Source organism: Aliiroseovarius sp. M344, from assembly GCF_025140835.1.
In the GTDB taxonomy this organism is placed as follows: Bacteria; Pseudomonadota; Alphaproteobacteria; order Rhodobacterales; family Rhodobacteraceae; genus Aliiroseovarius.
This window is the reverse complement of the sequence record NZ_CP081153.1, coordinates 2,589,762-2,614,675: the sequence shown is the minus strand read 5'-3', so window position 1 is coordinate 2,614,675 and position 24,914 is coordinate 2,589,762. Positions and strand designations below refer to the sequence as shown.

The following is a 24,914-nucleotide window of genomic DNA, read 5'->3' as shown; positions in this document are numbered from 1 at the left end:
CAATTCAACGACGGACCAAAGGAATACGACTATGTCCCCTATGAAAACCATTCTTGCCGCAACCGCGGCCTCATTGGTCGCGCTTCCAGCTCTTGCGGAAGGCGATATCATGATCAACGACGCTTATGCGCGTGCCGCAGGTATGAACGCGATGGCGGGTGCTGCCTTTTTCGAGATCATGAACAAGGGCGAAGAAGATGACCGCCTGATTGCCGCCAAATCGGATGTGGCCAAACTTGTCGAACTGCATACGCACAAGGAAACCGCCGAGGGCGTCATGCAGATGATGGAGGTCAAAGAAGGCTTCCCGGTCGCAGCGGGCGGCATGCACATGCTTCAGCGTGGTGGCGACCATGTGATGTTCATGGGCCTGAACCAGCCGTTTGAGGATGGCTCCACCATCAGCGTCACGCTTGTTTTCGAGAAAGCTGGCGAAATGACGGTTGATATCCCGGTCGATCTGAACCGCAACCCGATGGGCGGCGGCATGCAGCACGGCAAGATGAAGGGCGGCCAGATGAAACAGGACGCCACCCCCACGAACTAAGTTTGGGTGGGGAGGGGCTAATCTGCGTCCCAGCCCTTCCCATTGCCCTTTGGGGCCTCGTCATCCCCGGTTGGCCGCACCGAAACAGGTGCGGTCATACCAGTCAGGATTGCTGAAGAACCTCAGTGACCCACAGTGGCACCACGTCTGTTGCCGGTCCGAAACGTGCCGCATCGAAGGTGCCAGCCACGGCGGACGGTTCCAGATTAAGTTCCAGCGTCTCGACACCCACCGCACGCGCGTCCGCGACGAAGCCCGCAGCGGGATAAACATTGCCAGACGTGCCGATGGCGACAAACAGGTCGGCCCCTGACAAGTGCTGGTAAATTTCGTCCATGCGGTATGGCATCTCGCCGAACCAAACGATGTCAGGGCGCGTTGCAGCGGCCCTGCACGCGGGGCAGGCGTCTGCGGGCAACATCTCAAACGGCGCTGGCCAACGGTGATCGCAGGCGGCGCACAGCGCGCCAAACAGCTCACCATGCATGTGAATTACGTCCGAGGCACCGCCGCGTTCGTGCAGGTCATCCACGTTCTGGGTGATGATGGTCACGCGGCCAGAATACGTTGACTGAAGATGCGCAAGCGCCGTGTGTGCCGCGTTTGGTTGCGCATTTTGGCAATTGGCGCGGCGCGCGTTGTAAAATTCGTGGACGAGATCGGGGTTACGCGCAAACCCTTCGGGGGTCGCTACCTCGTTCAGGTCGTATTTTGTCCAGAGCCCATCTTTGTCGCGAAACGTGCCCAGCCCGCTTTCGGCGGAAATGCCCGCGCCGGTCAGAATGACAATGTGGCTCACTTGAAGCCTCCATAGATGTCCATGGCCTTTTGCAGCAGGTCGAGCAGGGCGGCGACCTGAAGCGGGTCTTCGGCGATAATCTCGCGCTCGGCCGCAAAACTGGCCACCCGTTGGTCGCCGCGCGCGACGGCTTCCACATCGGCCCAGTCAAAGGCCAGTTGGACGGGGGCCAAAGGCATGGATCCGGCCTGCAAGGCAACGCGTCCGCCCGCCACGGTCAGCGCGTAGGGCTCACCATTCAGAACTATTTCCGCCCGGATGTCATCCAATGGGCCAGCCGCCCGTTCGATCGCCCCGGCCAGAACCACAGCACGATGCGATACCCCATCCGGATCCGCAGGCGCGTCTGGCGTCGACAAACCTCGTCCAAAGCGCGCAAGCTCAAACAGGATCGCCCGGGTCGATTGCCCGGCTGCGGTCAGGGTGTAAACGCGATGGGTTTTGGCAATCAGCCCCGCCTCGCACAGCTCGGACAGCCTTGCGGACAACATATTCGACGCAATACCCGGCAAGCCCGTTTTTATCTGCGCAAAACTGCTGGGCCCGGCATGAAGTTCGCGCAGCACATGGATCGCCCAACGGTTGCCGAGAAGATCGAGCGACAGCGAAATAGGGCAGGACATGGTGTAAGGTTTGATGCGAGACATGGCGGCGTTTTGACCGTGTTGCCAGGCGTTTGCAAGGGGCGTGTCGGCCATTGGCGAAGCCATGCCCGTATGGGCTGGGCGACCGCGTCTTGACCATGCCGCAGCTCAGGTGTGAAGATGCCCAATGGCCCTGCAACGACCCATCCAACCTATGCCACCAGATATTCAAGACCGGCTACAGGCGCTTGGACTGCGCGACGCCTATGATGCGCGGCCACCCTATCAAAGGAATGACTATCTGGCGTGGATCGCGCGTGCCAAACGCACAGAGACGCGGGAAAAGCGGTTGACCCAGATGCTGGAGGAGCTGGCGGCGGGCACGCATTACATGAAGATGGCATGGCGGCCGCATGGCAAGTCCTGACCACACGTGACAGGCCACGGCGGCCACGTTAGAACGAGCCCATGAGACACCGCATCCTTTTCGTCTGCCTGGGCAATATCTGCCGATCCCCGACCGCCGAGGGCGTTTTCCGGGCAATGACCGCCGGGCATACTTCACTAAAACTGGAAATTGACAGTGCCGGAACATCGGACTGGCACATTGGAGATGCCCCATATGGCCCAATGCAAAAAGCCGCCAAGGCGCGCGGCTATGACTTGTCGATGCTGCGGGCGCGCCAGTTTCAAACCGCTGATTTCGAGCAGTTTGACCTGATTATCGGCATGGATGACGACAACGTGTCCGCGATCGAAAGGATGCGGCCCGATGGGTCCCCAACGCGGGTCGAGCTGTTCACAGCTTTTGCACCGGACACTGGTATGGACCACGTTCCGGACCCTTACTACACACGCAATTTCGACGAGACACTGGATCTTGTCGAAGCCGCATCACGCGGCTTGATCGCTGAATTTGAAGCCTAAAACGCTTCGAATGATCCCTGTCTCAGGTTTAATTCGAAACGCTTTAGTCAGTTGCGGCAGTAAGATGTGACCGTTTGACCGAACTTCTTGTATTTCTTCCAGAACTTCTCGTCCGAATTGCGGTCGGATTGGCGTGTCGCTTGGCTTCGATGCGGGTCTTTGAAGAACTTTGCGACTTTCGAGCGTTCAGAATTCGTCAGCATGGAATTTGCGACATTCTGAATGCATCCGCACAATGCCCGCGATGCGTTTGCGCGATCCGCGCTTAAGCATGCCCGCTCGATTGACCCACCGGCGATAGCTGCTTGGCTGGGTAAGATTACTGTTATCAGTGCAAGTGAAAGAAGTACTCGTTTCATTGCTATCCTCGTAAAAAATCTGCCTCGGTCGTTCGGGTCTTAAGCGCCCGTTACCCTGATATGATACCCTCAATTAGGACGGTATGCAATTTACCTTGCGCCTCAAAGCTTCGTGATGATCACCTGCAGCAACAGGTTTTGCAGGTCGTCGGGAAGGCAAAGATCTGTCGCCGGGCTCATCACAGCGGCACTGGCAGCGGCAGTGCCGTATCGTAATGCTTCAGCCCAATCACCGCCCCGCGCGCGGGTCAGGGTAAAAGCGCCAACAAAACTATCACCGGCTCCGACCTCGCTGATCACAGGCACCCGTGGCGTAACGGCGTGCAGAACCCCGTCCGGGGTTGCTAGAACGGATCCGTCTGCGCCCAACGCCAAAACCACCGCGCGGGCATGACTATCGGCGATCAGCCGGCGCGCGAACTTTTCAATATCGGTCAACGAGGTAAGTTTGCGACCCGCCAGTGCTTCGCTCTCAGCGCCATTAAGCCTCAGGACATCCGGCACGGCCCCGTCATGTGTCACTTGCACTGACAAGGCTGAGCCTGAAGTATCAAGCGTCAGAACTGCCCCTTTTGCCTTGGTGATATTGGCTAGCGTCTTGGGAAAACTGTCGGGAACGCCCGGCGGCTGAGAGCCAGAAAGGACAACTTGCATACCGGGTGTGATGACCTGAGTAAGTTGCTCGGCAAGGGTGGTTAAATCACCATCCGTCCAGTTCGGGCCGGGCATTACGAAGCGATATTGTGTTTTGGCGAGCCGGTCGCCGACGGCCAGCGAAAGACGGGTTTCGCCAGGCAATAAAAAGGTGATCATTGGCACGTCGTCAGCTTCAAGAAGCGCGGCCAATTGTTGCCCCCGAAAGCCAGCCAGCGCAATGAAGGCCGTTGCAATGCCGCCGGTCTGGCGGATGGCGCGGGCCACGTTGATCCCGCCCCCACCCGGATCCAGAACCGGTGTATCGCACCGCAACTTGGCTTCTGCTCGCACTGAATCAACGCTGGTTGTCATATCCAGCGCGGGGTTCAGTGTGATCGTCAGTATGTCGGCATAAGCTGGGGTCATGGCGTCTCGGGCATGTGGTTCCTGAGGCCAAGACTAAAGCGTCAGGGAAGACGCGGCAACGTCTTCCCTGTTTCAGCTTACGCTGCGCGGGCTTTGATCGTTTTGGCAACAACGTCCTGTGCGATGGCCGCGGGGCTGACGCCCTGTTTGGCGGCTTCCGACAGGATGGCTTCCATCGTGTCGTCCAGCGCTACGAGTTTTTTGGCGACCCAGTCGACGCGGCCTTCGATTTCCAGCACTTCGGTTGCGACGTTGATGATGCCTCCGCCATTGGCCACGAAGTCAGGGGCATAAAGGATACCGCGCTTGGCAAGCAAATCGGAGTCCGACAGTTTGGCCAATTGGTTGTTCGCCCCGCCAGCCACGGCCTTCACGTTCAGAAGCGGAATGGTGTTTTCGTTCAGGATGCCACCGATCGCACAGGGCGCGAAAATGTCAGCCTCAACGGCATAGATGTTGTCCAACCCGACGGGTTTCGCTGAGAAAGTGTCAACGGCGGCCGCGATGCGGTCAGGGTTGATGTCGGTGACGATCAACTTGGCACCTGCATCCGTCAGAAGCGCGCACAGGTTCCAACCCACATTACCCAGTCCCTGAACGGACACGGTTCGGCCCGTCAGGTTTGCGTCGCCAAACTGGTGCAACGCAACACGACGGATCGCGTTGAAAATGCCACGCGCGGTGATGGGCGAGGGGTCGCCGGACGCGAAGGTGCCATCTGCCAGACCAGCAACATAGCGTGTTTCCCGGGCCAGCTCGGCCATGTCGGTCGTGGTCATTCCCATATCCTCGGCCGTCCAGTAGCGGCCTTGGCAAGCGTCAACCGCGCGGCCAAACGCATGCAGCAGTGCGGGTGTTTTCAGCGTGGCGGGATCGCCCATGATGACAGCTTTGCCGCCACCCAGACGCAAACCAGCAGCGGCGTTCTTATAGGTCATCCCCTCGGACAGGCGCAGCGCGTCGGTCAGTGCAGCCTCTTCGCTGTCATAGGGGCGCATCCGCAATCCGCCAGCAGCGGGGCCAAGCGTGGTTGAATGGATGGCGATGAACCCGATCAATCCGCAGTCTGCGGCCTCGACCCGGTATACTTCTTCGTGGGTAGCCGAAGCCACTTGGGTAATATTCATGGTGTTCTCCCGTGTTGGCGCGAACTTAACGGAAGGGAAGGGCGGATATTCACCAAAATACAGCGTGATTTTGCGAAATATTGGTGATAGTTCTTGTGATAACCCTATCAGACGAGATTTTTCTTATGGATTCGACAGACCGCCGTATCATTGCATCGCTTCAGGAAAACGGCCGCCAGAAGCTGGGCGAGCTTGCCGATTCTGTCGGCCTGTCGCCTACCCCTTGCGCGCGCCGGATCGCAGCATTGGAGGATTCTGGTGTCATCACAGGCTATGGCGCGCGGGTGGATCAGGCCAAACTGGGCTTGCCGGTGTCGGTGTTCATCTCGGTTGAATTAGAGAGCCAGAACAGCGATGCCCTGACCCGGTTTGAACGCGCCGTGTCGCGGATGGAGGAGGTCATGGAATGCCACCTGATGACCGGCAACCGAGACATCCTTCTGCGCGTCGTCGTCGCCGACCTGACCGCCTTCGACCGCTTTATGGAACACGAGCTGATGCGGATCGAGGGGGTAAGGCGGATGCGGTCGAGTTTTACGCTGAGGACGATGGTGAAACGGAATGTGCTGCCAGTGGGGTGAGGGGTGGCGATACACGGTTCTTCGTCCTGGAAAGCAGTTTGGAGGGGTGCATAGGACGCCATTCATGACGAAACCTACGTCGTCACCTAGTCTGAGCTGGGCATAGGCTGGTTAGTGTTGTTTGGATTCACTGCTTAGATGTTTACATGTCATTTCTGGTGAAAATTCTAACCGTATTAGAAAAAAGATCTAAGGCCGAAAACAATGGCAACCATGACCATGGCAAACAACCCTTGTTTAAAGCGAAATCCCCAAACTGTTAACTTTTCTAAGATCGCTTCAGTATTCAAACGTGTATTCAGTGCTTCCCGATAGAGAACAGGGTTGAAAACCGTTTCTACTTCTCCCGACTGCGCATAAATCTTTCTCTCCAATGTTTCAAAATGCGCACGAAGTTGATTGCAATCCGAAAGATACGAAGCGGCTTTCGGGTCTAACTCGGCTAATTGCTCTTTTAGAATTCGCCTGTTGTTTTCAATGGCTTTAATCTCATCTTCTGCATTCATGTTCGAATCCTCTAGCACGAGCGGTGTCGAGTCTTACTCAAGGGTGCTTGACCGCCCCCCAAATCCCTATAATACGCTGCACTATGACTGACCTAAAACACATCCGCAATTTCTCGATCGTCGCGCATATCGACCATGGGAAATCCACGCTTGCTGACCGCCTGATTCAGGAGACGAACACCGTTTCTTTGCGGGATATGAAAGAGCAGATGCTCGACAGTATGGATATCGAGCGGGAGCGCGGGATTACCATCAAGGCCAACACGGTGCGGATCAACTACACCGCGGATGATGGCCAGACATATGTCCTGAACCTGATCGACACCCCGGGCCACGTTGATTTCGCCTACGAGGTCAGCCGCTCGATGCGCGCGGTCGAAGGATCGCTGCTGGTCGTCGACTCAACCCAAGGGGTCGAGGCGCAGACGCTGGCCAATGTGTATCAGGCCATCGATGCGGATCATGAGATTGTGCCGATCCTGAACAAGATCGACCTGCCCGCATCAGACTGTGACCGCGTGGCCGAACAGATCGAGGATGTGATCGGCATCGACGCCTCGGGAGCCATTCAGGTGTCGGCCAAAACCGGGCAGGGCATCCACGAAACACTGGAGGCGATTGTGCAGCATCTGCCAGCGCCGAAGGGCGACCCGGATGCGCCGTTGAAGGCGATGCTGGTGGATAGCTGGTATGACGCCTATCTGGGTGTGATCGTCCTGATCCGGGTGATCGACGGCAAGTTGAAAAAGGGCGAGCGCATTCGCATGATCTCGACCAATGCTGTCTATCCTGTGGACCGTATCGGTGTCTTTACCCCCCAGATGGTCCCGATTGACGAACTTGGACCGGGCGAGATTGGCTTTCTGACCGCCTCGATCAAGCAAGTGCGCGACACGCGGGTGGGCGACACGATCACCCACGAAAAGAAGGGCACAGACAAGCCGCTGCCGGGCTTCAAGCCGTCGCAGCCCGTGGTGTTCTGTGGTCTGTTCCCCGTTGACGCGGCCGAGTTTGAAGACCTGCGCGACAGCATCGAAAAGCTGGCCCTGAACGATGCCTCGTTCAGCTATGAGATGGAGACCTCGGCCGCGCTGGGCTTTGGCTTCCGCTGCGGGTTCCTTGGCCTTCTGCACCTTGAAGTTGTCCGCGACCGGATCGAGCGTGAATATAACATCGAGCTGATCACCACCGCGCCCAGCGTGATCTATCACGTCTTCATGCGCGACGGCACGCAGTTCGAACTGCACAACCCCGCCGACATGCCCGACCTGTCAACGGTCGACCACATGGAAGAACCGCGCATCAAAGCAACGATCCTTGTGCCGGACGAGTATCTGGGCGACGTGCTGAAGCTGTGCCAAGACCGCCGGGGCATCCAGCTGGACCTGACCTATGCCGGGTCGCGCGCGATGGTTGTTTATGACCTTCCGTTGAATGAAGTTGTGTTCGACTTCTATGATCGCCTGAAATCCGTAACAAAAGGTTACGCGAGCTTCGATTATCAAATGCTGGGCTATCGCGAAGATAATCTGGTCAAGATGTCGATCCTTGTGAATGACGAACCCGTCGACGCGCTGTCCACCATGGTTCACCGTGACCGCGCTGAAATGCGTGGCCGCGCGATGGTTGAGAAACTGAAAGACCTGATCCCGCGCCACATGTTCAAAATCCCGATCCAAGCGGCGATTGGCGGCAAAGTCATCGCGCGCGAGACGCTGTCTGCCCTGCGCAAAGACGTGACCGCGAAATGCTATGGCGGCGACGCGACCCGGAAGAAGAAACTGCTGGAGAAGCAGAAGGCTGGTAAGAAGAAGATGCGTCAGTTCGGGAAAGTGGATATCCCGCAGGAAGCGTTTATCAGTGCGCTTAAGATGGACGACTAAAAGTCGGCCAACTTATGCGCGCAGTGCGCGGCAGCGAATTGCAAAGCAAATCGCGTGCGCACCCCCTCGCGGCTCTTTCGCTCTCGTTTTCCAAAACCCTCCCGTCCGGTCGATAGACCGGACAACGCCCGACCCTCCCCACGGGAGGGCGTTCCGCCCACCCAGGGTCAGGCTTTGTCCTGTTCTTGTGTCTCATTGGGGTCTTCTAGTTCGACGTCACACTCAAAGCCAATCAACAAGGTGAGCATCGAAAGCACTACAAATAAGGCGCTAGCAACTGTGATGCATTGCGTCAGCAATGCCGTTAGTCCATCCGGGAGTGTGGTAATAGCAAGATAGGGGAGTGCGCACACGAGCGATATGAATGGTAGCAATACGAGTGATACCGCAAGGAACATCATTACAGCGCTGAAAACTCTTCCTGTGCGGCCCATTGAGATGTGAACAGGAAAATAGAAGCTGAAGTCTTTTCGAAGAACTTTCAGTACTAGCCATTCTCTTGCATAACTGGCTTTGATCGCATCTGTGTCAACGATACCACCATCTGCCATATTCAGGATAACTTCATCAATTAACGCCGCGTAGCTTTGTGAGTTTAGGAACGCAAAAGTGGATAAAGCTAAGCTAAAGGCCGCAAACAAAGAAAGAAAAATTGCAATGCCGGGAACCTGATGAAGGTTCAGCCCCCATATGGCGAGAGGAGTTTTGGAGCCAATTCCGACGAGATAAAGAATAAACGTAGCGCCTGCAGACAATGAGAGCATTCTGCTCATCTCTAAATCGATTTGTTTGCTAGTACTTATAAGTCGAGCCAAATAATCCTGATCAAACACTCCACCTCGGCTAGCATCAATTTCTATTTCTCTCTTGAACAATAGGCGAGCACGTACCAGCAGCCCCAGCTTCTGTTTGAAAGATTTTTTAGCTGTGTCTTCTGATGATTGTTGGTCCATTTAATGAATCCTTGGGGTAAGAAAGTCTTTTTTGGTTGAGTATAGTTAGCCGAATGCCACTTATGGTCAACGGCCAAGGGTGCCTTCATTCTTCCCTCTCCGCCGCTTCCCCCCTATAGCTCCCTCACCCAACTCAGGAGCCTCCCATGACCTGCCCCCTCTGCGCCGCAGACGCCCCACTCTCCGCTTTCCCCGTCCCCGGCGGACCCGAGGGCGCGGCGGTTGATATTTGCGCCACCTGTGCCGTTCAGATCGACGGCACGCCGGAGGAGACCCATTGGCGGGGGCTTGCGTCCTCGATGTGGTCCGAGGATGTGGCGGTTCAGGTTTTGTCTGTGCGAATGTTGAAGCGGATTGAGGCCTCTTGGGCGCAGGATTTGCTGGATCAGGTGTATCTGGACGAGGACACGCAGGTGTGGGTCGACAATGTCGCCGCGGCCTCGCAACACAAGGACAGCAACGGGGCCACGTTGAGTCAAGGTGACAACGTGGTGTTGATCAAGGATCTGCCCGTGAAGGGCGCGGGGTTCACGGCAAAACGCGGCACGGCGGTGCGGGGGATCAGCCTTGTCGCGGACAACCCCGAACATATCGAGGGTCGCGTTGAAGGGCAGCGCATTGTCATACTGACGCAGTTCGTGAAGAAGAAGTAGGCAGGGCGGGGTCGGTCGGCTATGTCGCCGGGCAAGGAGACCCCTGATGCGTTCGGCACTATTCAAGATCGTCATGACATTTTACGGGATCATTGGGTCCACGCTGGCCTCGGTCCTTGTGGTGGTCGCGCTGGTGAACGGCGTGTCAGGGCTGTGGCCTTTGCTGGGGGCCGCGGCAGTTGGGTTCGTGATCGGATTGCCGGTGAGCTACTTTGTCGCGCGTGCGATGATGGGCGACTGATCCAGATCAAAGAGGTCCATGTTGGCCGGGTCCAAAACACTTGCGTATTTGCGAATATATGCAAGGAGAATGCCATGTTCCGTCTCGCCGCCGTTATCTACATCCTGCTCGGTGCAACGCTCGCCGGGATATTTATTGTCGCCGCGCTGACTGTCGGAATGGATACTGCGCAGCCCATCATCTATGCCGCGATCGCAGGTTTCGCCGTGGCATTGCCGGTGTCTTGGGTGGTCGCCAAGCAGATCAACGGCTGATCTGCGCGATTTGCGGTTGAAAGGGGGGCTGCGCCGGGGGTAAGGCTCTGTTGTGCGGTCCCGTAGCTCAACTGGATAGAGCATCTGCCTTCTAAGCAGAGGGTTGCAGGTTCGAGTCCTGCCGGGATCGCCATTACCCCTTGCGCGCCGGTGCCCCGCCTTCAAAGCAGTTTTCATCCGTATAGCTGCAGGGGTCTTCTTGCGGCTGAAGGTGCAGACCATCGCCCGTGTAGGGATGGGCACGCATCAAGGCCTCGTCCGGTTCGATCCCCAGTCCGGGGGCGTCCGGGGGCAGGACATAGCCGTCTTCCCATGTGAGTGTGTGGTTGATCAGGGCAAGGTGGAAATCACCGCCCTGTTCAATGGTTTCGACCATCAAAAGGTTCGGGATCGACGTGCCAAGGTGGATGTTTGCGGCCCATTCGATGGGGCCAGCATAAAGGTGCGGGGCAATCAGGGCGTTGTGCACCTCGGCGATGGCGGCGATCTTCTTGGCCTCCCAAATGCCGCCCACACGACCCAGTGCGGGTTGCAGGATCGAGGCCGCCCCCTGGCGCAGCACCTCGGCAAACTCGGCCTTGGTGGACAGCCGTTCGCCGGTGGCAACAGGTGTGGAACTGGCGCGGGCAACTTTGGCCATTTCGGCGATGTTGTCGGGCGGAATGGGTTCTTCAAACCACAGGGGAGAATAGGGGGCGATGGCCTCGGCCATGCGGATCGCACCGCCCGTCGTGAACTGGCCATGGGTGCCAAACAGCAGGTCGGCCTTGTCGCCCACAGCCTCGCGGATGGCGGCGCAGAACTCGGCGGACCGGGTCACGTCGCGCATCGACGGCATGTGGCCCGAATGGATGGTATAGGGGCCAGCGGGGTCGAATTTTAGGGCGGTGAAGCCTTGGTTCACGCGGGTAACAGCGGCCTCGGCTGCCATTTCTGCCGAGGTCCAGAACGCGGGCAATGGATGGTGTGGATCGGGATAGAGATAGGTGTAAGACCGCAAACGGTCGTTCATCTTGCCGCCCAGCAGCGCCCAGACCGGTCGCCCCCGCGCTTTGCCAAGGATGTCCCAACATGCGATCTCAAGGCCCGAGAACGCCCCCATCACCGTAGGGTCGGGCCGTTGGGTGAAGCCCGCGGAATAGGCGCGGCGGAACATCAGCTCGATGTTTTCAGGGTTTTCGCCCAGCATGTGGCGGGCAAAAACATCTTCGATCACCGCGCGCATGGCGTCCGGGCCAACGGCGGCGGCATAGACCTCGCCCCAACCGGTAATGCCGTCATCCGTTGTGACCTTCACGAAGATCCAATACCGGCCACCCCAACCGGGTGCGGGTGGGGCCACGACGAAAATCTCAAGGTCTTGCAGGCGCATCGGGGACCCCTTTAGCTGCGGTTGAACACGATCACGTTGCGCCGCGCCGCGCCGGTCTTGGTGTCGGCAATCGCCTCGTTGATTTGTTCCAATTGCCAATGGCCGGAAATAAGCTCGTCCAGTTTCAGACGGCCCTGTTGATACAGGTCGATCATCCACGGGATGTCGCGCTGGATCACCACGTCGCCCATTTTTGACCCAACCATGCCTTGGCCCAATGCCGCGAGCACAACAGGTTCATAGGTGGACATGCCGCCAGAATGGGGCATGCCGACCATAATGACCTTACCACCCGGCGCCAAATAGCGCGGCGCGGTATCGTAGGCAGGGATCGCGCCAACGGTGACTAGCACCGCATCGGCGCCTCGCCCGGCAGCTTTCATGGCGGTTTTCCACGGGGCGTCGCCGGTTGCGAGGACACCATCAGTCGCTCCGAACTCCATCGCGGCGATCAGCTTATCCTCGGTCATGTCGACAGCGATGATACGGGATGCGCCAGCAATGCGTGCACCTTGGATGGCGTTCAGACCGACACCACCAGCACCAATGACCACGACAACATCGCCGGGGCGAACATTGGCGGCATTCACAGCGGCCCCGACGCCGGTGATTACGCCACAGGCCAGAAGCGAAGCGACGTCCATCGCCATTCCGTCGGGCAGTTTCACCACCTGACTTTGTTCCACAACCACACGTTCGGCGAATCCGCCGGTCGCCATCGCCTGATGTAGTTTTCCGCCGTCCGCCGTCTTGATCGGCCCGAGGTCGCCGTCATACGAGGTCGTGCAGGTCACCGGCGATCCGGCGGCACAGCTGGGGCAGGACTGGCAGGCGCGGATCAGCGTGACCACTACAGGGTCGCCGACCGCCAGACCCTTCACATAGTTCCCAGTCCGCGTGATCCGCCCAGCGGCCTCGTGCCCATAGACGGCGGGCAGGGAGCCGCCCCAGGCGCCGTCGATATACGAGATGTCACTGTGGCAAATTGCGACCGCGTCCAGCGTGACCTCGACTTCGCTGCCTTCGGGGGGACGAATGGTGATCTCTTCGATCACCAGAGGGTCGCCAAAACTATGGCAGACGGCTGCCTTGATCTTGTCCATCGGGGTCTCCTGCGAGTGGTTTGGGGCATGGTTGCGCAGTTCGGGGTCGGTTGCCAAGCCCGAATTCGATCTCTGTAGCGCACGCAAAGCGCGCTGGGTCAGACGTGACCGATGCGGGCAAGGAAATCTGTCAGATGGCGTGCAAATTCGTCGGGCTTTTCGACCGGCGGCAAGTGACCGGTGCCGCGGATCAGTTGGAATTGCGCACCGGGGATCAGTCCGGCGGTTTCCCTGACCAGATCGGCTGGGGTCGATCCGTCCTCGGACCCGGCAATGGCCAGCGTGGGCAGGCGCAGCCGGGCGGTGCTTTCGTAAAGATCGGTGTCGGCGATCGCCTCCATGCAGCCCAGATATCCGGCAAGGGGCGTGGAGCGCAGTCGCGCGCGGGCCGCGTCGACGACGTCAGGGTGGTTGCGCTGTGTTGCGCGGGAGAACCAGCGCTGCATGTTGGCCTCGACCACGGCTTCGATCCCGCCCTCGCGTACCGCTTTGATCCGGTCAGCCCAGATAGAGGGCGTGCCAATCTTGGCTGCGGTGTTGGCAATCACCAGGCCGCGGACAAGGTCCAGCCGCTCTGCAGCCAACCCCTGCGCGATGATACCGCCGATGGACAGGCCGACAAAGACGCAATCCTTTACCCCCAGCCTGTCCAGACAGCGTGCAGCGTCGCCGACCAGATCACCCATCGCGTAAGGGCCATCGGGGCAGGGGCTTTTGCCATGGCCGCGCATATCCATGCGGATCAGGCGCAGGTTTTGCGGCAGCTTCGCCACCACGGCGTCCCACATTGTCAGATCCGACCCAAGAGCATGTGCAAAAACCGCGACGGGACCGGCCTTGGCCCCGCTTTCGACGGCATGCAGGCTCAGGCCGTTGTCATCGGGAATGACGATCATCCGCGTTTCTCGTCCTCGTCCCCGCGCATGGTCAGATAGGCCATGATCTGCCCGTGATCCGACGCAAGTTTGTTGTACGGCGCCTCGGGGTGCGAGCCGTCGGTGATATGGTCGTTCAGCACGCTGAAATAGGTCATATCAGCGATGCGCTGGGCGTTGTCGGGATGGAAATGATGGCTGAGGAAAATCTGGTCGATACTTTCGAATACGCCCGCAAATGCCGATGTATACACCATGTCGCGCAAGGATTTTCGCACGAACAGTTTTTCGGCCGAATGCAGACGAACCGCTTCAACCGCGCGTGTTATCTGGGTGCTTTCTTCCTTGGAATAACGATCGCGGTCAGATGCAGCATCGTGTCGCAACATCCACGCATAGTTCTTGAACGGCACCTCGCCCGAGATGATTTCCGAACTGACCGCGTGTTCACCATCGTTGAAGTCACCCAGAACCATCACCGGATTGTTCTGGCGCAACTCTTCGATGATGAAACTGCGCAGAACCCAGGCTTCGGCCATGCGGCGCATGGCAGCGCGGGCAGCCCCAAGGGCGCGCCCCACCGGATCATAGTTGGTCAGATCTTCCTCGGGCGCAAATTCCGCGCCGGCGGGGCGGATGTATTCGCCCAGCTTCGATTTCAGGTGGCAATTGAACACTGTGACAACCTGATCGCCGATGGGAATGCGGGCGCGCAGGATGGGGCGTGACAAGCGCTTCAGCGTGTAGTGCCCGGCCTCACCCTCAAGCCCGCGCAGGGCAGTGAATGGGATGGTCAAGGGGTCGGGCAGGTCCTGAATGACCTGCGGCGGTTCGGCAAACCCGAAGCGCGACAGGATCGCGACACCGGGTCTGCGTTGGCCGGGGCCTTCGTCTGCTGCATTGGGCGCAAAGGCCAAATGATCCATGTCCCATGGTCGGATCGCCAGTTTGCGAAAGATCGCCTTGCGGTGATAGCCCTTGCTTTTGTCCGGGATCGTTGCGGCGTTCAGGGCCGCCGTGCGTTTGTTCGCCTCGCCAATCACGTCACGCAGAGCGTCTTCTTCAAAGATTTCCTGAAACCCGATGATATCGGCGTCCAGTGCCATCAATTGATCGGCCATCCAGTCGCGTTTCCACGCATATTCTTCAGGCGTATAGCTTTGAAATTCGTAATACTCCTGATTTGCTCCGATCAGGTTCTTCACATTAAACGAGGCGATGGTGAAATCTGTCATGGAATCCTCCGGTCAGGCAAAACGGTTCAGGGCGTCGGCAAAGATGGGTGCATCCACATTACCACCAGACGCGATGGCGATTATGCAAGAGCCGTCAACTTTGTCAGCTTGGGACAGGGCGGCCGCCAGTGCCACCGCTCCGCCGGGTTCGATCACGACCTTCAGGGCGTTGAACGCATGGGCCATGGCGCGCAGGCAGTCGTCTTCGCTGACCACCAGACCCGGACCGCACAGCTTTTGCAGGATCGGAAAAGGCAAGTCACCCGGCGACGGCGTGATAATCGCGTCGCAGATTGACCCTGACCGCCGGGTGTTCTGTTCGATGCGCCCTGACACCAGCGATCGTGCCACGTCGTCAAACCCTTCTGGTTCAACCGGATGGACGCGGAAGCCCGGGGCATTCGCTTCAAGCGCAAGCGCCACGCCCGAGGTCAGGCCACCCCCGCCGCACGGCACAAGCACCGATGCGGCGTCGACTCCGGCCTCGCGCGCTTGTTCTGCGATTTCCAGACCAATAGTCCCCTGACCGGCGATCACATCGGCATTGTCAAAGGGTTTGATCAGGGTCAGTCCGCGATCACTTGCGATCTCTGCCCCGATCTTGTCGCGATCCCCGGTTTCACGGTCAAACAGCACAACCTCGGCTCCCAAGGCGCGGGTGTTGTCGATTTTCTGACGCGGCGCATCCGAGGGCATCACGATCACCGACGGGGCGTTTGCTTGGCTAGCTGCCAGTGCAATTCCCTGTGCATGGTTGCCCGACGAATAGGCGATGATCCCTTTCGTGCGTTGAGCGTTTCTGAGTTTTGATATCGCATTGAGTGCACCGCGGTATTTGAAACTGCCGGTGTGTTGCAGGCATTCGGGCTTCAGAAAGACACGCTTGCCCGCGACCTCGTCCAGAAAAGGAGAGGAAAGCAGCGGTGTGCGGCGCACATGTCCCTGAAGGCGGGTGGCAGCGGCGCGGATTTCGTCGATATTCACCGCATATCCTCCAGCCAATCATGGATGACCTGCAATGCTTCGGGCTCGTCCAGAAAGGGCACATGGCCACGATCAGCCACACGGGCATAGCGCATATCGGGGTTGCGTCGCTGCATCTCTTTGACCGTTTCGTCGATCAGAATGTCCGAATTTTCGCCATGGATCAGGGCCAGTGGCAGACCTTGCAATGCATCGAAAAACGGCCACAGGTCGGGCGCAGGTTGTGCGCCGCTTTCCAAAACCGCGTCGCGCAAGGCTGCGTCATAGCGGTTCTTCAACCCGGTTTCAGTTTGGGTATAGAGATGACGGACCTCGGCCTCCCACCTCTCTGCAGGGACGCCGTGAAACCCCGATGTTTCCATTAGTTCCGCTCGAATCGATGCCGCATCTTTATAAAACCGCGCCGAAGGTTGACGGCCCAAAAAGCCCTTGATGTAGTCAAGGCCACGCGGGTCGATCACCGGGCCAATATCGTTCAGGCACGCTCCAAGCAGGCGATCTTTTGCGGCGGCGGCGATGCCCATCGCGATCAATCCGCCACGCGATGTGCCAAGGATTGCGGCTTGATCAATGCCCAGATGGTCGAGCAACATCAGCGCGTCGTCGGCTTCCTGCGGGACGGTATAGGTCTGGTAAGGTCCCCAATCCGACGCACCTCGCCCGCGATAATCCATGCGGATCAGGCGGACCCGCGACAAGTGTGGCGCGACGAAGTTGAAATCGTCCGAGTTCCGCGTCAGCCCCGACAAGGCCAGAACGGGCAACCCTTCGCCCTCATCCCGATAGGCAAGCGTCAGGCCATCCCTAGCGATAAAGTTCTGCATCTCGGCTCCCGTCTCGCATCTTTATTGCGTCAGTAAGCACCGGATGGCGGAGGGGCGCAAGCAGAAGGCAGGCAACCGCATCACAGCAAAACACCCGCCGGGATCAGCGGGTGTTTTTGGTACTTAATGTCAGGTGTTTGCGGGCAGGATCAGAGGTTCTCTGGCTGTGGCATCCCAAGAACGTGGAAGCCGCAATCAACGGTGATGATTTCACCCGTCGTGCAGGCTCCGTAATCTGAGGCCAGATAAACCGCGGTTCCCCCAATGCTTTCCAGCGTTGCGTTCTGACGCATCGGCGAATTGGCTTCGGTGTGGCGGAAGGTCTTGCGCGCGCCACCAATCGCCGCGCCTGCCAGCGTTTTCATTGGGCCTGGGGAGATGGCGTTGACGCGGATGCCATCTGGGCCAAGATCGTTGGCCAGATAACGAACGGACGATTCAAGCGCCGCCTTTGCGACACCCATCACGTTATAGAACGGTGTCACCCGGTTCGACCCGCCATAGGTCAGCGTCAGGATCGTGCCGCCTTCGTTCATTTTGGGGGCGACGCGACGTGCAACCTCGATCAAAGAATAGCAGCTGATATCCATCGAATGTTTGAAGTTCGCGCGGCTGGTATCGACAAAGCGGCCAGTCAGCTCGTTCTTGTCGGAGAACGCGATGGCGTGAACCAGAAAGTCAATGCTGTCCCACTTGGACCACAGGTCATCAAACCCTTTGTCCAGCGCGGCATCATCGGTGACATCCATATCGACCAGAATGTCCGATCCAACCGATGCCGCCAACGGCTGGACGCGTTGCCCGAACGCGTCACCCTGATAGGAAAACGCCAGTTCCGCGCCTTCGTTGGCCATTGCTTGCGCGATGCCCCATGCGATCGACCGTTGGTTGGCAACCCCCATGATGAGGCCGCGTTTTCCTTGCATAAGCCCTGCCATGTCAGTTCCTCAATTTTGTTTCAAATATCAATCGCTGTATTTGCTCAGAAGCATCGAGCCATTGGTCCCGCCGAACCCGAAGCTGTTGGTCATCACCGTGTCCAACCCTGCGTTCTCAACCAGCGAGGTTGCGATCTCGCCAGGTTTGATGGCTGGATCCAGTTCGTCGACATTGATCGACGGCGTGATGAAATCATGTTCCAGCATCAACAGACAGTACACCGCCTCTTGCGCGCCGGTGGCGCCTTGGCTGTGGCCGGTCATCGATTTGGTCGAACTGATCGGAGGTGTAGAACCGTCGCCAAAGACCCGGCGCACCGCTTCAACCTCGCCCACATCGCCCACAGGAGTCGAGGTGCCATGCGCGTTGATGTAGCCGACTTTGCGCCCCTCTGGCAGCATGTCCAGCGCCAGACGCATGGCCCGTTCGCCGCCTTCGCCTGACGGGGCCACCATGTCGTGGCCGTCCGAGGTCGCGGCATAGCCCGTGACTTCGGCATAGATTTTCGCACCGCGCGCCTTTGCGTGTTCAAGGTCTTCAAGAACCAGTATTGCGCCACCGCCGCCAATGACAAAGCCATCGCGATTGGCATCGAAGGCACGGGACGCCTTTTCGGGTGTGTCGTTATATTTCGACGACATTGCGCCCATCGCGTCAAACAGGCAAGACAGTGTCCAGTCCAGCTCTTCGCCGCCGCCGGCGAACATCACGTCCTGCTTGCCCATCATGATCTGCTCGGCTGCGTTGCCGATGCAGTGCAGAGATGTCGAGCAGGCCGAGGTGATCGAATAGTTAATGCCCTTGATCTTGAATGCGGTCGCAAGGTTCGCGGAAACGGTCGAGCCCATGCATTTCGGCACCGCGAACGGACCGATCCGCTTTGTCGCCCCGGTTGCCAAAGCTGTTTGGTGGGCTGCGAACATGGCACTCGTCGACGGGCCACCAGAGCCTGCGACCAGACCCGTGCGGGGGTTCACAACGTCGTCTTCGCCCAGACCGGCATCGGCGATCGCCTGTGTCATGGCGATATGGGCGTACGCGGCACCCGGCCCCATAAACCGAAGCGTGCGTTTGTCGACATGCGCCGCTATATCGATATCCGGCATCCCCGCAATCTGGCTGCGGAATCCATGCTCCACCATATCCGCATTGGCAGAGATGCCCGATTTACCGGCTTTCAGCGAGGTTAGAACCTCGTCTTTGTTGTTGCCGATGGCCGAGACAATGCCCAGACCGGTAACGACGACACGACGCATATGCGCACTCCTTCGCGTGGCGGTGCCAATCGTCCGGCACCAGTATTCCCCAGTATTCCTATGTCCCGTCAGCTTTCAGACAGGGCGACCTTCATGTCCTTGACCTGATAGATAACGTCTCCATCAGCTTCCACAATCCCGTCTGCAACGCCCATGGTCAATCTGCGCGTTTGGATCGCCTTGGTAAAGTTGATGCGATAGGTCAGCATCTTGCGGTCCGGGCGCACCATTCCGGTCAGCTTGACCTCGCCGACACCCAGCGCATAGCCGCGTCCCTGCCAGCCGCGCCAACCCAGATTGAACCCCGTCAATTGCCAAAGACCATCCAGACCAAGGCAGCCGGGCATGATCGGGTTGCCGGGGAAGTGGCAGTCGAAGAACCAAAGGTCGGGCGTGATGTCGAACTCGGCGATCACATGGCCTTTGCCGTGCTCGCCGCCATCGCCTGAAATGTCCGTGATGCGGTCCATCATCAACATGGGCGGAGCAGGAAGTTGTGCATTTCCTGGGCCGAATAACTCGCCCCGCGCACATTTCAGAAGATCTTCCTTATCAAAACTCGTCGGATATTCCGCCATTCCCTGCGCCCCATATCTTGTGTGTTCCTTCCCTTCACCCTCTATCACCCGGCCCAAGCCGGACGCAAGGGCAGGCCGAAGCGGGCGGGCAACACAGCCACACCGACAGATCAAAAAGAATTGGCGCTTTGGCGGTCGAGCCCCTATATTCAATACGGATATTCGATCACTTCGGACCAGACAACAGACCTATGAACCAACTAGAGCACACTACAGAAGCCGCGTGGTTGGCAAGCGCAGACCTTAGGCCGACACGCCAGCGGTTGGCTCTGGCGCAGCTTCTGATCGGCGATGGTCATCATCGCCATGTGACGGCCGAAAGCCTATATGAAGCGTCGCGCGATAGTGACGAGCGGGTATCTCTGGCCACTGTCTACAATACACTTCGCGTCTTTTCCGAAGCCGGGCTGTTGCGCGAAATCACCGTGAATGGGGCCCGCAGCTATTTCGATACAAACGTTTCGAACCACCCTCATTTTTTCTGGGAAGACACAGAAGAATTGATGGATGCCCCAGACGAGGACCTGAAAATTGCGCGCCTGCCGGAAGCACCGGATGGGACCGAGATCGCTAAAGTCGATGTCGTAATACGCCTGCGCCGAAAATAACAGGCCGCAGAAAACGCCAAATAGTTTCTTCAGGCCCTAAATATCCTGGGGTGAGGGGCAAAGCCCCTCGAACGCGCGCGAAGCGCGCGCTCTTTCCCAAACGGCGCTTAGCCGACGCTGACCACTTCGAAATCGAAAATCAGTGTCTGACCTGCTAACGCATGGTTGGCATCAAGCGTGACGCTGTCGTCGGTCATCTCTGTCACAGTAACGGGCACGGGCTGGCCTTGTTGCCCAGTCATCTGGAGCTGCAAACCAACTTCCAGCGGGATTTCGGCAGGGATGTCGCTGCGCGGCACCTCCAGCAGAGCTTCCTCTTGACGCGGGCCATAGGCTTCTTCGGGTGCGATGGTCACTTTTTTCTGCTCGCCCACAGCCATGCCGGGCAGCGCCTTATCAAGGCCCGGAATGATCATGCCGGACCCGACTGTGAATTCCAGCGGATCGCGACCTTCGGAACTGTCAAAGATCGTCCCGTCTTCAAGTGAGCCTGTGTAGTGAATGCGCACAGTTGCGCCGGTTGTGACCTCGGTCATTGTTGCCTCGCGATGTTGGGGGATTAATGGACGAGGCCGTTTGCTGCACGGGTGCTCGTGTGATGCGCAGACCCTAAAGGATTGAAGGGCGATGTAAAGAGAGGCGCTTTTGACCGCTTAAAACCACTGCCCAGGCTCCATCAGCCCCAAGTCCAACAACTGCTGAGATGTCCATTCAAACTCAACCGAATTGTGCCACTTGAATGTGGGAATCTCGAAGGTGGAGCCGGCGTTCGATTTCAGAGCTTTCGCCGTGCGGAAGCTGGCAATCGCGACGGTGATGTTGTTGTGCCAAGGACAGGCAAAGGTGTTGTATTCTTCATCGTTGAACGTGTGGTTTGGGCGCAGTCTCAACCCTTTTTTCGCCCGAAAGATTGATATCCGGTCAATCTTGCGACGGGCCGCGGGGATGTGTTCCTCGAACCGCCAGCGCAGGCCTCCAAAAAAATCCAATTGACGATCGTGAGGGTTGCCGTCCGCGCCCGGGCGGCCAAGCGCGTAATAGCCCGACTTGTCCAGATAGGCATGATCCAATGACACTGCATTCGGGAATTGCCCCAAATCGTCGGCATAAAGGTCAACCACATAGGTCAGAACACCGCCGCGACGTTCTTCGGCGTGAAAGGCCAAAAGCTCGCCGATAGACCGCGTTTCGCAAAACGGATGAAACAGGTATTCGGCGTTGTAGCAGTAATAAAGCCAAGTGCCGGGCGCGGCGTCGATGATCTTGTTGACGGCATGTTCCAAAGCACCCGCTCGTGCAATGGCGTAAGGGATACGGTGGATAGAGGCCTCGACCGCGTCGGGCAGAACCAACGCGTCGGGCGCGAAGACCAAAATCTGGGCGAACCCTGCGTTTTGGTGGTGGGTGATGGTGCTTTCTACTTCCACCAGATCTTCGACAAAGATCATGCCAACAGGGCCTTTGGCCAGCGCCTTGGCGCCGGTGCTCAGGAAATCTGTCAGGCCTTGATACCGCATAAGTCACTCTTTCTCGCCGCAGGATTCTGCAGCTTCCGCGCCAAAATGCTATGAAATCAAAGCCTTTTGCAAGCGTTGCGGCATGATGCGCTTTGCTATAGGACACAGGACCTGATCCAAAGCCTCATTCATTGGGAAATGCGCGTCATGTCTGACCCGAAAAAACTTTTCATTCGCACCTATGGGTGCCAGATGAACGTCTATGACAGCGAACGCATGGTCGAAGCCCTGGGTGCGGACGGGTATGTTGAAACGGATCGGCCCGATGATGCGGATATGATCTTGTTGAACACCTGCCACATTCGCGAAAAAGCGGCTGAGAAAGTGTATTCCGAACTGGGTCGCTTGAAGAGCCTGAAGGTCGAGAACCCCAACCTGAAAATCGGTGTTGCGGGCTGTGTGGCACAGGCCGAGGGCCAAGAAATCATGCGCCGCCAGCCGTTGGTCGACCTGGTTGTCGGTCCGCAGACCTATCACCGCCTGCCGCAGATGATGGAGCAGGTCGCGAAGGGGGAAAAAGCACTCGACACCGACTTCCCGGAAGAGGACAAGTTCGAACATCTGCCCAAGCGTCAGGGCGCCAAGAAGGCCGCACGCAATCCGTCGGCGTTCCTGACGGTGCAGGAAGGTTGCGACAAGTTCTGCGCGTTCTGCGTGGTGCCCTATACCCGTGGCGCAGAGGTGAGCCGCCCGGTTGACCGCATCCTGCGCGAAGCCCGTGATCTGGTCGAACGCGGCGTGCGCGAGATCACGCTATTGGGTCAGAACGTCAACGCCTATCATGGCGCAGGCGAAGGGGGCGACTGGTCGCTTGCCAAACTCATCTGGGCGCTTGATGGGATCGATGGGCTTGAGCGGATACGCTTCACCACCTCGCACCCCAACGACATGACCGATGATCTGATCGAGGCACATGGCACTTGCGCGAAGCTGATGCCTTATCTGCATCTGCCCGTGCAGTCGGGGTCGGACAAGATTCTGAAACGGATGAACCGCAGCCACACAGCCGAGGATTATTTGCGTGTTATCGCGCGCATTCGCGAAGCGCGCCCTGACATCCTGCTGTCGGGCGACTTCATTGTCGGCTTCCCCGAAGAAGATGATCAGGATTTCGAGGATACGATGTCGCTGATCCGCGAGGTCAATTACGGGCAGGCCTATAGTTTCAAATATTCGACCCGTCCCGGCACCCCGGCCGCAGAACGCGCGCTGGTCGATGACACGGTCGCGACCGACCGATTGCACCAGCTTCAGGCCTTGCTGACAGAACAGCAGCGCGCCGTGCAGCAAAGTATGGTCGGCAAAGAAGTGGGTGTTCTGTTTGAAAAGAAGGGCCGTCTGGACGGTCAGATGGTTGGCAAATCAGATTACTTGCACGCGGTGCATGTAGCCGCCCCTGACGGAAAGGTCGGCGAATTGAAGCGCGTGCGGATCGTCGAAAGCAGCACCAATTCGCTTGCAGGCGAGCTGGTTGGCGACCTCTGACCTTCGCTATCTTTGTATCGAAATCGTGAAGTTTTTCTAAGAGGGCTTGCGCCCGCCTTCTTCCCTTGGCACCATCAACATATAGGATCTGACCAGGAGACCCCGTATTGGGATTTGAAAACCTGACCGCAACGCCTGACGCAAACACCGGCGAAGAGACGTTGCTTGAATTCCCCGACAACCGGCTGCTTATCGACTTATGCGGCGAGTTTGACCGAAACCTGACACATATTGAAAGCCATCTGGGCGTACAGATCGTGCGTCGCGGCAACCAGCTGTCCCTGTTTGGCGAAGTAAGCGCACGCACCAAGGCTGCCGAAGTGCTGCAGGCGCTGTATCAGCGGCTGGAAAGCGGCAAGTCGATTGAACCGGGTGATATCGATGCTGAGATTCGCATGGGCGGGTCAGATGCTGGCACTGGCACCCGCGATGGCGACCAGATGGAGATGTTCCGGGGCGGCGCGGTCGAGATCAAGACCCGCAAAAAGACGATTGAGCCCCGAACCGAAGCCCAGAAATCCTATGTCCTGAACCTGTTTCAGAACGAACTGGCCTTTGGGATCGGCCCGGCTGGCACAGGCAAAACCTATCTGGCTGTGGCAGTCGGAGTGAACATGTTCCTTGGTGGCCATGTGGATCGCTTGATCCTCAGTCGTCCGGCGGTTGAGGCGGGCGAGAAGCTTGGCTATCTGCCCGGCGATATGAAAGACAAAGTCGACCCCTACATGCAGCCGCTTTATGACGCGCTGAATGATTTCCTACCCGCCAAACAGGTGGCGAAGCTGATTGAAGAGAAGCGGATCGAGATTGCTCCGCTGGCCTTCATGCGCGGACGCACCTTGTCCAACGCCTATGTCGTGTTGGATGAAGCGCAGAACGCGACCACCATGCAGATGAAGATGTTTCTGACCCGGCTGGGTGAAGGATCGCGCATGGTGATCACCGGCGACCGCACCCAGATCGACCTTCCGCGTGGCGTGGACAGCGGTTTGCGCGATGCAGAAGGGCTGCTGAAAGGCATCGACCAGATTGCCTTCAACTATTTCACCTCGAAAGACGTGGTGCGCCACCCGCTGGTCGCCAAAATCATTGAAGCCTATGACGACGCGGCCCAGATGGCGATGGTCAAGAAAGCTCAGCGCGAGCAACGCGACCGCTGATATGGCTGTTGATGTGGTATTCGAAGATGACCGCTGGCAAACAGCGGGGCTTGGTCCATTGGCAGAGCAGGCCACCGACGCAACCTTTGCGCATCTTGGATTGACGCCCCCCTTAGGCGACACGTTCGAGGTTAGTCTGCTGGCCTGCAATGACGCACGGATCGCTGAGCTGAATGGGGATTTTCGCGATAAGCCAAGCCCCACCAATGTACTATCGTGGCCATCGGAAGAGCGGGCATCTGACCGCGCGGGTGGCACCCCGCTGCGGCCCACCGATCCAGAGCTTGGCGATATCGCAATCGCTTTCGAGACTTGTCAGCGTGAGGCGTCTGCGCAGGGTAAGCAATTCACTGCCCATGTGGCTCATTTATTGGTGCATGGAACCTTGCATCTGTTGGGTTATGATCACATAGACGACAAAGATGCGGCCCTGATGGAGGGTCTAGAGGTTGAAATTCTTGGCAAGATGGGCATTTGCAACCCATATGAAGGATAACGTGCG

30 protein-coding genes and 1 tRNA gene are annotated in these 24,914 nt (G+C 58.2%); 13 read left to right on the top strand and 18 right to left on the bottom strand.

Annotated features, from left to right (window positions below):
• The first annotated feature begins 31 nt into the window (after positions 1 to 31).
• Entirely contained in the window at positions 32 to 547 is a 516-nt protein-coding gene (locus K3556_RS12830) for a copper chaperone PCu(A)C (RefSeq protein ID WP_260517167.1), read from the top strand.
• 103 nt (positions 548 to 650) lie between these two features.
• Here K3556_RS12830 and K3556_RS12825 read toward each other — a convergent pair whose 3' ends face one another.
• Positions 651 to 1,346 carry an NAD-dependent deacylase gene (locus tag K3556_RS12825; protein WP_260517166.1) on the bottom strand — a complete coding sequence of 232 codons (696 nt, stop codon included), beginning with the start codon at positions 1,344 to 1,346 and terminating at the stop codon, positions 651 to 653.
• Positions 1,343 to 1,993 carry a winged helix-turn-helix transcriptional regulator gene (locus K3556_RS12820; RefSeq protein ID WP_260517165.1) on the bottom strand — a complete coding sequence of 217 codons (651 nt, stop codon included), beginning with the start codon at positions 1,991 to 1,993 and terminating at the stop codon, positions 1,343 to 1,345. Before K3556_RS12820 ends, K3556_RS12825 begins: the two co-directional genes overlap by 4 nt.
• Before the next feature lie 124 nt (positions 1,994 to 2,117).
• Between K3556_RS12820 and K3556_RS12815 the strand changes: the two genes are divergently transcribed.
• Both K3556_RS12815 and K3556_RS12810 read left to right on the top strand, forming a co-directional pair.
• The gene (locus tag K3556_RS12815) at positions 2,118 to 2,357 is read left to right on the top strand and encodes a YdeI/OmpD-associated family protein (RefSeq protein WP_260517164.1); all 240 of its coding nucleotides are present in this window, start codon (positions 2,118 to 2,120) and stop codon (positions 2,355 to 2,357) included.
• Positions 2,358 to 2,398: 41 nt separating this feature from the next.
• Positions 2,399 to 2,857 (top strand): low molecular weight protein-tyrosine-phosphatase, encoded by a 459-nt coding sequence (locus K3556_RS12810; RefSeq protein WP_260517163.1) that lies wholly within the window; start codon positions 2,399 to 2,401, stop codon positions 2,855 to 2,857.
• A gap of 47 nt (positions 2,858 to 2,904) precedes the next feature.
• Here K3556_RS12810 and K3556_RS16455 read toward each other — a convergent pair whose 3' ends face one another.
• The 3 genes from K3556_RS16455 to K3556_RS12795 form a co-directional block, all read right to left on the bottom strand.
• Positions 2,905 to 3,060 carry a hypothetical protein gene (locus tag K3556_RS16455; protein WP_312847265.1) on the bottom strand — a complete coding sequence of 52 codons (156 nt, stop codon included), beginning with the start codon at positions 3,058 to 3,060 and terminating at the stop codon, positions 2,905 to 2,907.
• A gap of 258 nt (positions 3,061 to 3,318) precedes the next feature.
• Entirely contained in the window at positions 3,319 to 4,278 is a 960-nt protein-coding gene (locus tag K3556_RS12800; RefSeq protein ID WP_260517161.1) for a 1-phosphofructokinase family hexose kinase, read from the bottom strand.
• A gap of 77 nt (positions 4,279 to 4,355) precedes the next feature.
• Entirely contained in the window at positions 4,356 to 5,405 is a 1,050-nt protein-coding gene (locus K3556_RS12795; protein WP_260517160.1) for a Glu/Leu/Phe/Val family dehydrogenase, read from the bottom strand.
• A gap of 125 nt (positions 5,406 to 5,530) precedes the next feature.
• Here K3556_RS12795 and K3556_RS12790 point away from each other — a divergent pair, with 125 nt between their 5' ends.
• Positions 5,531 to 5,986 carry an Lrp/AsnC family transcriptional regulator gene (locus tag K3556_RS12790; protein WP_260517159.1) on the top strand — a complete coding sequence of 152 codons (456 nt, stop codon included), beginning with the start codon at positions 5,531 to 5,533 and terminating at the stop codon, positions 5,984 to 5,986.
• Between the two features lie 176 nt (positions 5,987 to 6,162).
• Here K3556_RS12790 and K3556_RS12785 read toward each other — a convergent pair whose 3' ends face one another.
• Positions 6,163 to 6,492, bottom strand: a complete 330-nt coding sequence (locus K3556_RS12785; protein ID WP_260517158.1) for a hypothetical protein — start codon at positions 6,490 to 6,492, stop codon at positions 6,163 to 6,165.
• Between the two features lie 83 nt (positions 6,493 to 6,575).
• On the opposite strand from K3556_RS12785, the gene lepA reads away from it, so the two are divergent.
• Positions 6,576 to 8,375, top strand: a complete 1,800-nt coding sequence (lepA, locus tag K3556_RS12780) for a translation elongation factor 4 (protein ID WP_260517157.1) — start codon at positions 6,576 to 6,578, stop codon at positions 8,373 to 8,375.
• A 167-nt stretch (positions 8,376 to 8,542) separates the two neighbouring features.
• On the opposite strand, the gene K3556_RS12775 is transcribed toward lepA, so the two are convergent.
• Positions 8,543 to 9,328 carry a hypothetical protein gene (locus tag K3556_RS12775; RefSeq protein ID WP_260517156.1) on the bottom strand — a complete coding sequence of 262 codons (786 nt, stop codon included), beginning with the start codon at positions 9,326 to 9,328 and terminating at the stop codon, positions 8,543 to 8,545.
• Positions 9,329 to 9,474: 146 nt separating this feature from the next.
• Here K3556_RS12775 and K3556_RS12770 point away from each other — a divergent pair, with 146 nt between their 5' ends.
• From K3556_RS12770 to K3556_RS12755, 4 genes are all read left to right on the top strand, one after another.
• Positions 9,475 to 9,981, top strand: coding sequence for an alkylphosphonate utilization protein (locus tag K3556_RS12770; protein WP_260517155.1), 507 nt, complete (start codon positions 9,475 to 9,477; stop codon positions 9,979 to 9,981).
• 46 nt (positions 9,982 to 10,027) lie between these two features.
• A complete protein-coding gene (locus tag K3556_RS12765; RefSeq protein ID WP_260517154.1) occupies positions 10,028 to 10,222 on the top strand; it encodes a CTP synthetase in 195 nt (64 codons plus the stop codon).
• Between the two features lie 74 nt (positions 10,223 to 10,296).
• On the top strand, positions 10,297 to 10,476 hold the full coding sequence (locus tag K3556_RS12760; RefSeq protein ID WP_260517153.1) for a CTP synthetase: 180 nt from the start codon (positions 10,297 to 10,299) through the stop codon (positions 10,474 to 10,476).
• A gap of 56 nt (positions 10,477 to 10,532) precedes the next feature.
• Positions 10,533 to 10,609 (top strand) — tRNA-Arg (locus tag K3556_RS12755).
• On the opposite strand, the gene K3556_RS12750 is transcribed toward K3556_RS12755, so the two are convergent.
• The 9 genes from K3556_RS12750 to fabA form a co-directional block, all read right to left on the bottom strand.
• Positions 10,610 to 11,848, bottom strand: a complete 1,239-nt coding sequence (locus tag K3556_RS12750; protein WP_260517152.1) for a mandelate racemase/muconate lactonizing enzyme family protein — start codon at positions 11,846 to 11,848, stop codon at positions 10,610 to 10,612.
• Between the two features lie 11 nt (positions 11,849 to 11,859).
• The gene (locus tag K3556_RS12745; RefSeq protein WP_260517151.1) at positions 11,860 to 12,951 is read right to left on the bottom strand and encodes an alcohol dehydrogenase catalytic domain-containing protein; all 1,092 of its coding nucleotides are present in this window, start codon (positions 12,949 to 12,951) and stop codon (positions 11,860 to 11,862) included.
• 98 nt (positions 12,952 to 13,049) lie between these two features.
• A complete protein-coding gene (gene pcaD, locus K3556_RS12740; RefSeq protein ID WP_260517150.1) occupies positions 13,050 to 13,847 on the bottom strand; it encodes a 3-oxoadipate enol-lactonase in 798 nt (265 codons plus the stop codon).
• Positions 13,844 to 15,061, bottom strand: a complete 1,218-nt coding sequence (locus tag K3556_RS12735) for an endonuclease/exonuclease/phosphatase family protein (protein ID WP_260517149.1) — start codon at positions 15,059 to 15,061, stop codon at positions 13,844 to 13,846. The genes pcaD and K3556_RS12735 overlap by 4 nt, the downstream gene beginning before the upstream one ends.
• A 12-nt stretch (positions 15,062 to 15,073) precedes the next feature.
• The gene (locus tag K3556_RS12730; RefSeq protein ID WP_260519255.1) at positions 15,074 to 16,045 is read right to left on the bottom strand and encodes a threonine/serine dehydratase; all 972 of its coding nucleotides are present in this window, start codon (positions 16,043 to 16,045) and stop codon (positions 15,074 to 15,076) included.
• Positions 16,042 to 16,869 (bottom strand): alpha/beta fold hydrolase, encoded by an 828-nt coding sequence (locus K3556_RS12725; RefSeq protein WP_260517148.1) that lies wholly within the window; start codon positions 16,867 to 16,869, stop codon positions 16,042 to 16,044. Before K3556_RS12725 ends, K3556_RS12730 begins: the two co-directional genes overlap by 4 nt.
• Before the next feature lie 149 nt (positions 16,870 to 17,018).
• A complete protein-coding gene (locus K3556_RS12720; RefSeq protein ID WP_260517147.1) occupies positions 17,019 to 17,807 on the bottom strand; it encodes an enoyl-ACP reductase in 789 nt (262 codons plus the stop codon).
• 27 nt (positions 17,808 to 17,834) lie between these two features.
• Positions 17,835 to 19,064, bottom strand: coding sequence for a beta-ketoacyl-ACP synthase I (gene fabB / locus K3556_RS12715; protein WP_260517146.1), 1,230 nt, complete (start codon positions 19,062 to 19,064; stop codon positions 17,835 to 17,837).
• Positions 19,065 to 19,132: 68 nt separating this feature from the next.
• Complete coding sequence (gene fabA / locus K3556_RS12710) at positions 19,133 to 19,642, bottom strand: bifunctional 3-hydroxydecanoyl-ACP dehydratase/trans-2-decenoyl-ACP isomerase (RefSeq protein ID WP_260517145.1); 510 nt, start codon at positions 19,640 to 19,642, stop codon at positions 19,133 to 19,135.
• Positions 19,643 to 19,833: 191 nt separating this feature from the next.
• Here fabA and irrA point away from each other — a divergent pair, with 191 nt between their 5' ends.
• Positions 19,834 to 20,250, top strand: coding sequence for an iron response transcriptional regulator IrrA (gene irrA / locus K3556_RS12705; RefSeq protein ID WP_260517144.1), 417 nt, complete (start codon positions 19,834 to 19,836; stop codon positions 20,248 to 20,250).
• A gap of 107 nt (positions 20,251 to 20,357) precedes the next feature.
• Here irrA and K3556_RS12700 read toward each other — a convergent pair whose 3' ends face one another.
• Both K3556_RS12700 and K3556_RS12695 read right to left on the bottom strand, forming a co-directional pair.
• A complete protein-coding gene (locus tag K3556_RS12700) occupies positions 20,358 to 20,786 on the bottom strand; it encodes a peptidylprolyl isomerase (protein WP_260517143.1) in 429 nt (142 codons plus the stop codon).
• A 117-nt stretch (positions 20,787 to 20,903) separates the two neighbouring features.
• Positions 20,904 to 21,767 carry a glycosyltransferase family 2 protein gene (locus tag K3556_RS12695; RefSeq protein ID WP_260517142.1) on the bottom strand — a complete coding sequence of 288 codons (864 nt, stop codon included), beginning with the start codon at positions 21,765 to 21,767 and terminating at the stop codon, positions 20,904 to 20,906.
• A gap of 147 nt (positions 21,768 to 21,914) precedes the next feature.
• Between K3556_RS12695 and miaB the strand changes: the two genes are divergently transcribed.
• The 3 genes from miaB to ybeY all read left to right on the top strand — a co-directional run bounded on the left by miaB (position 21,915) and on the right by ybeY (position 24,908).
• On the top strand, positions 21,915 to 23,252 hold the full coding sequence (gene miaB / locus K3556_RS12690; RefSeq protein ID WP_260517141.1) for a tRNA (N6-isopentenyl adenosine(37)-C2)-methylthiotransferase MiaB: 1,338 nt from the start codon (positions 21,915 to 21,917) through the stop codon (positions 23,250 to 23,252).
• A gap of 107 nt (positions 23,253 to 23,359) precedes the next feature.
• On the top strand, positions 23,360 to 24,412 hold the full coding sequence (locus K3556_RS12685; RefSeq protein WP_260517140.1) for a PhoH family protein: 1,053 nt from the start codon (positions 23,360 to 23,362) through the stop codon (positions 24,410 to 24,412).
• Between the two features lies 1 nt (position 24,413).
• Positions 24,414 to 24,908 (top strand): rRNA maturation RNase YbeY, encoded by a 495-nt coding sequence (ybeY, locus tag K3556_RS12680; protein WP_260517139.1) that lies wholly within the window; start codon positions 24,414 to 24,416, stop codon positions 24,906 to 24,908.
• The last annotated feature ends 6 nt before the right edge of the window (positions 24,909 to 24,914 follow it).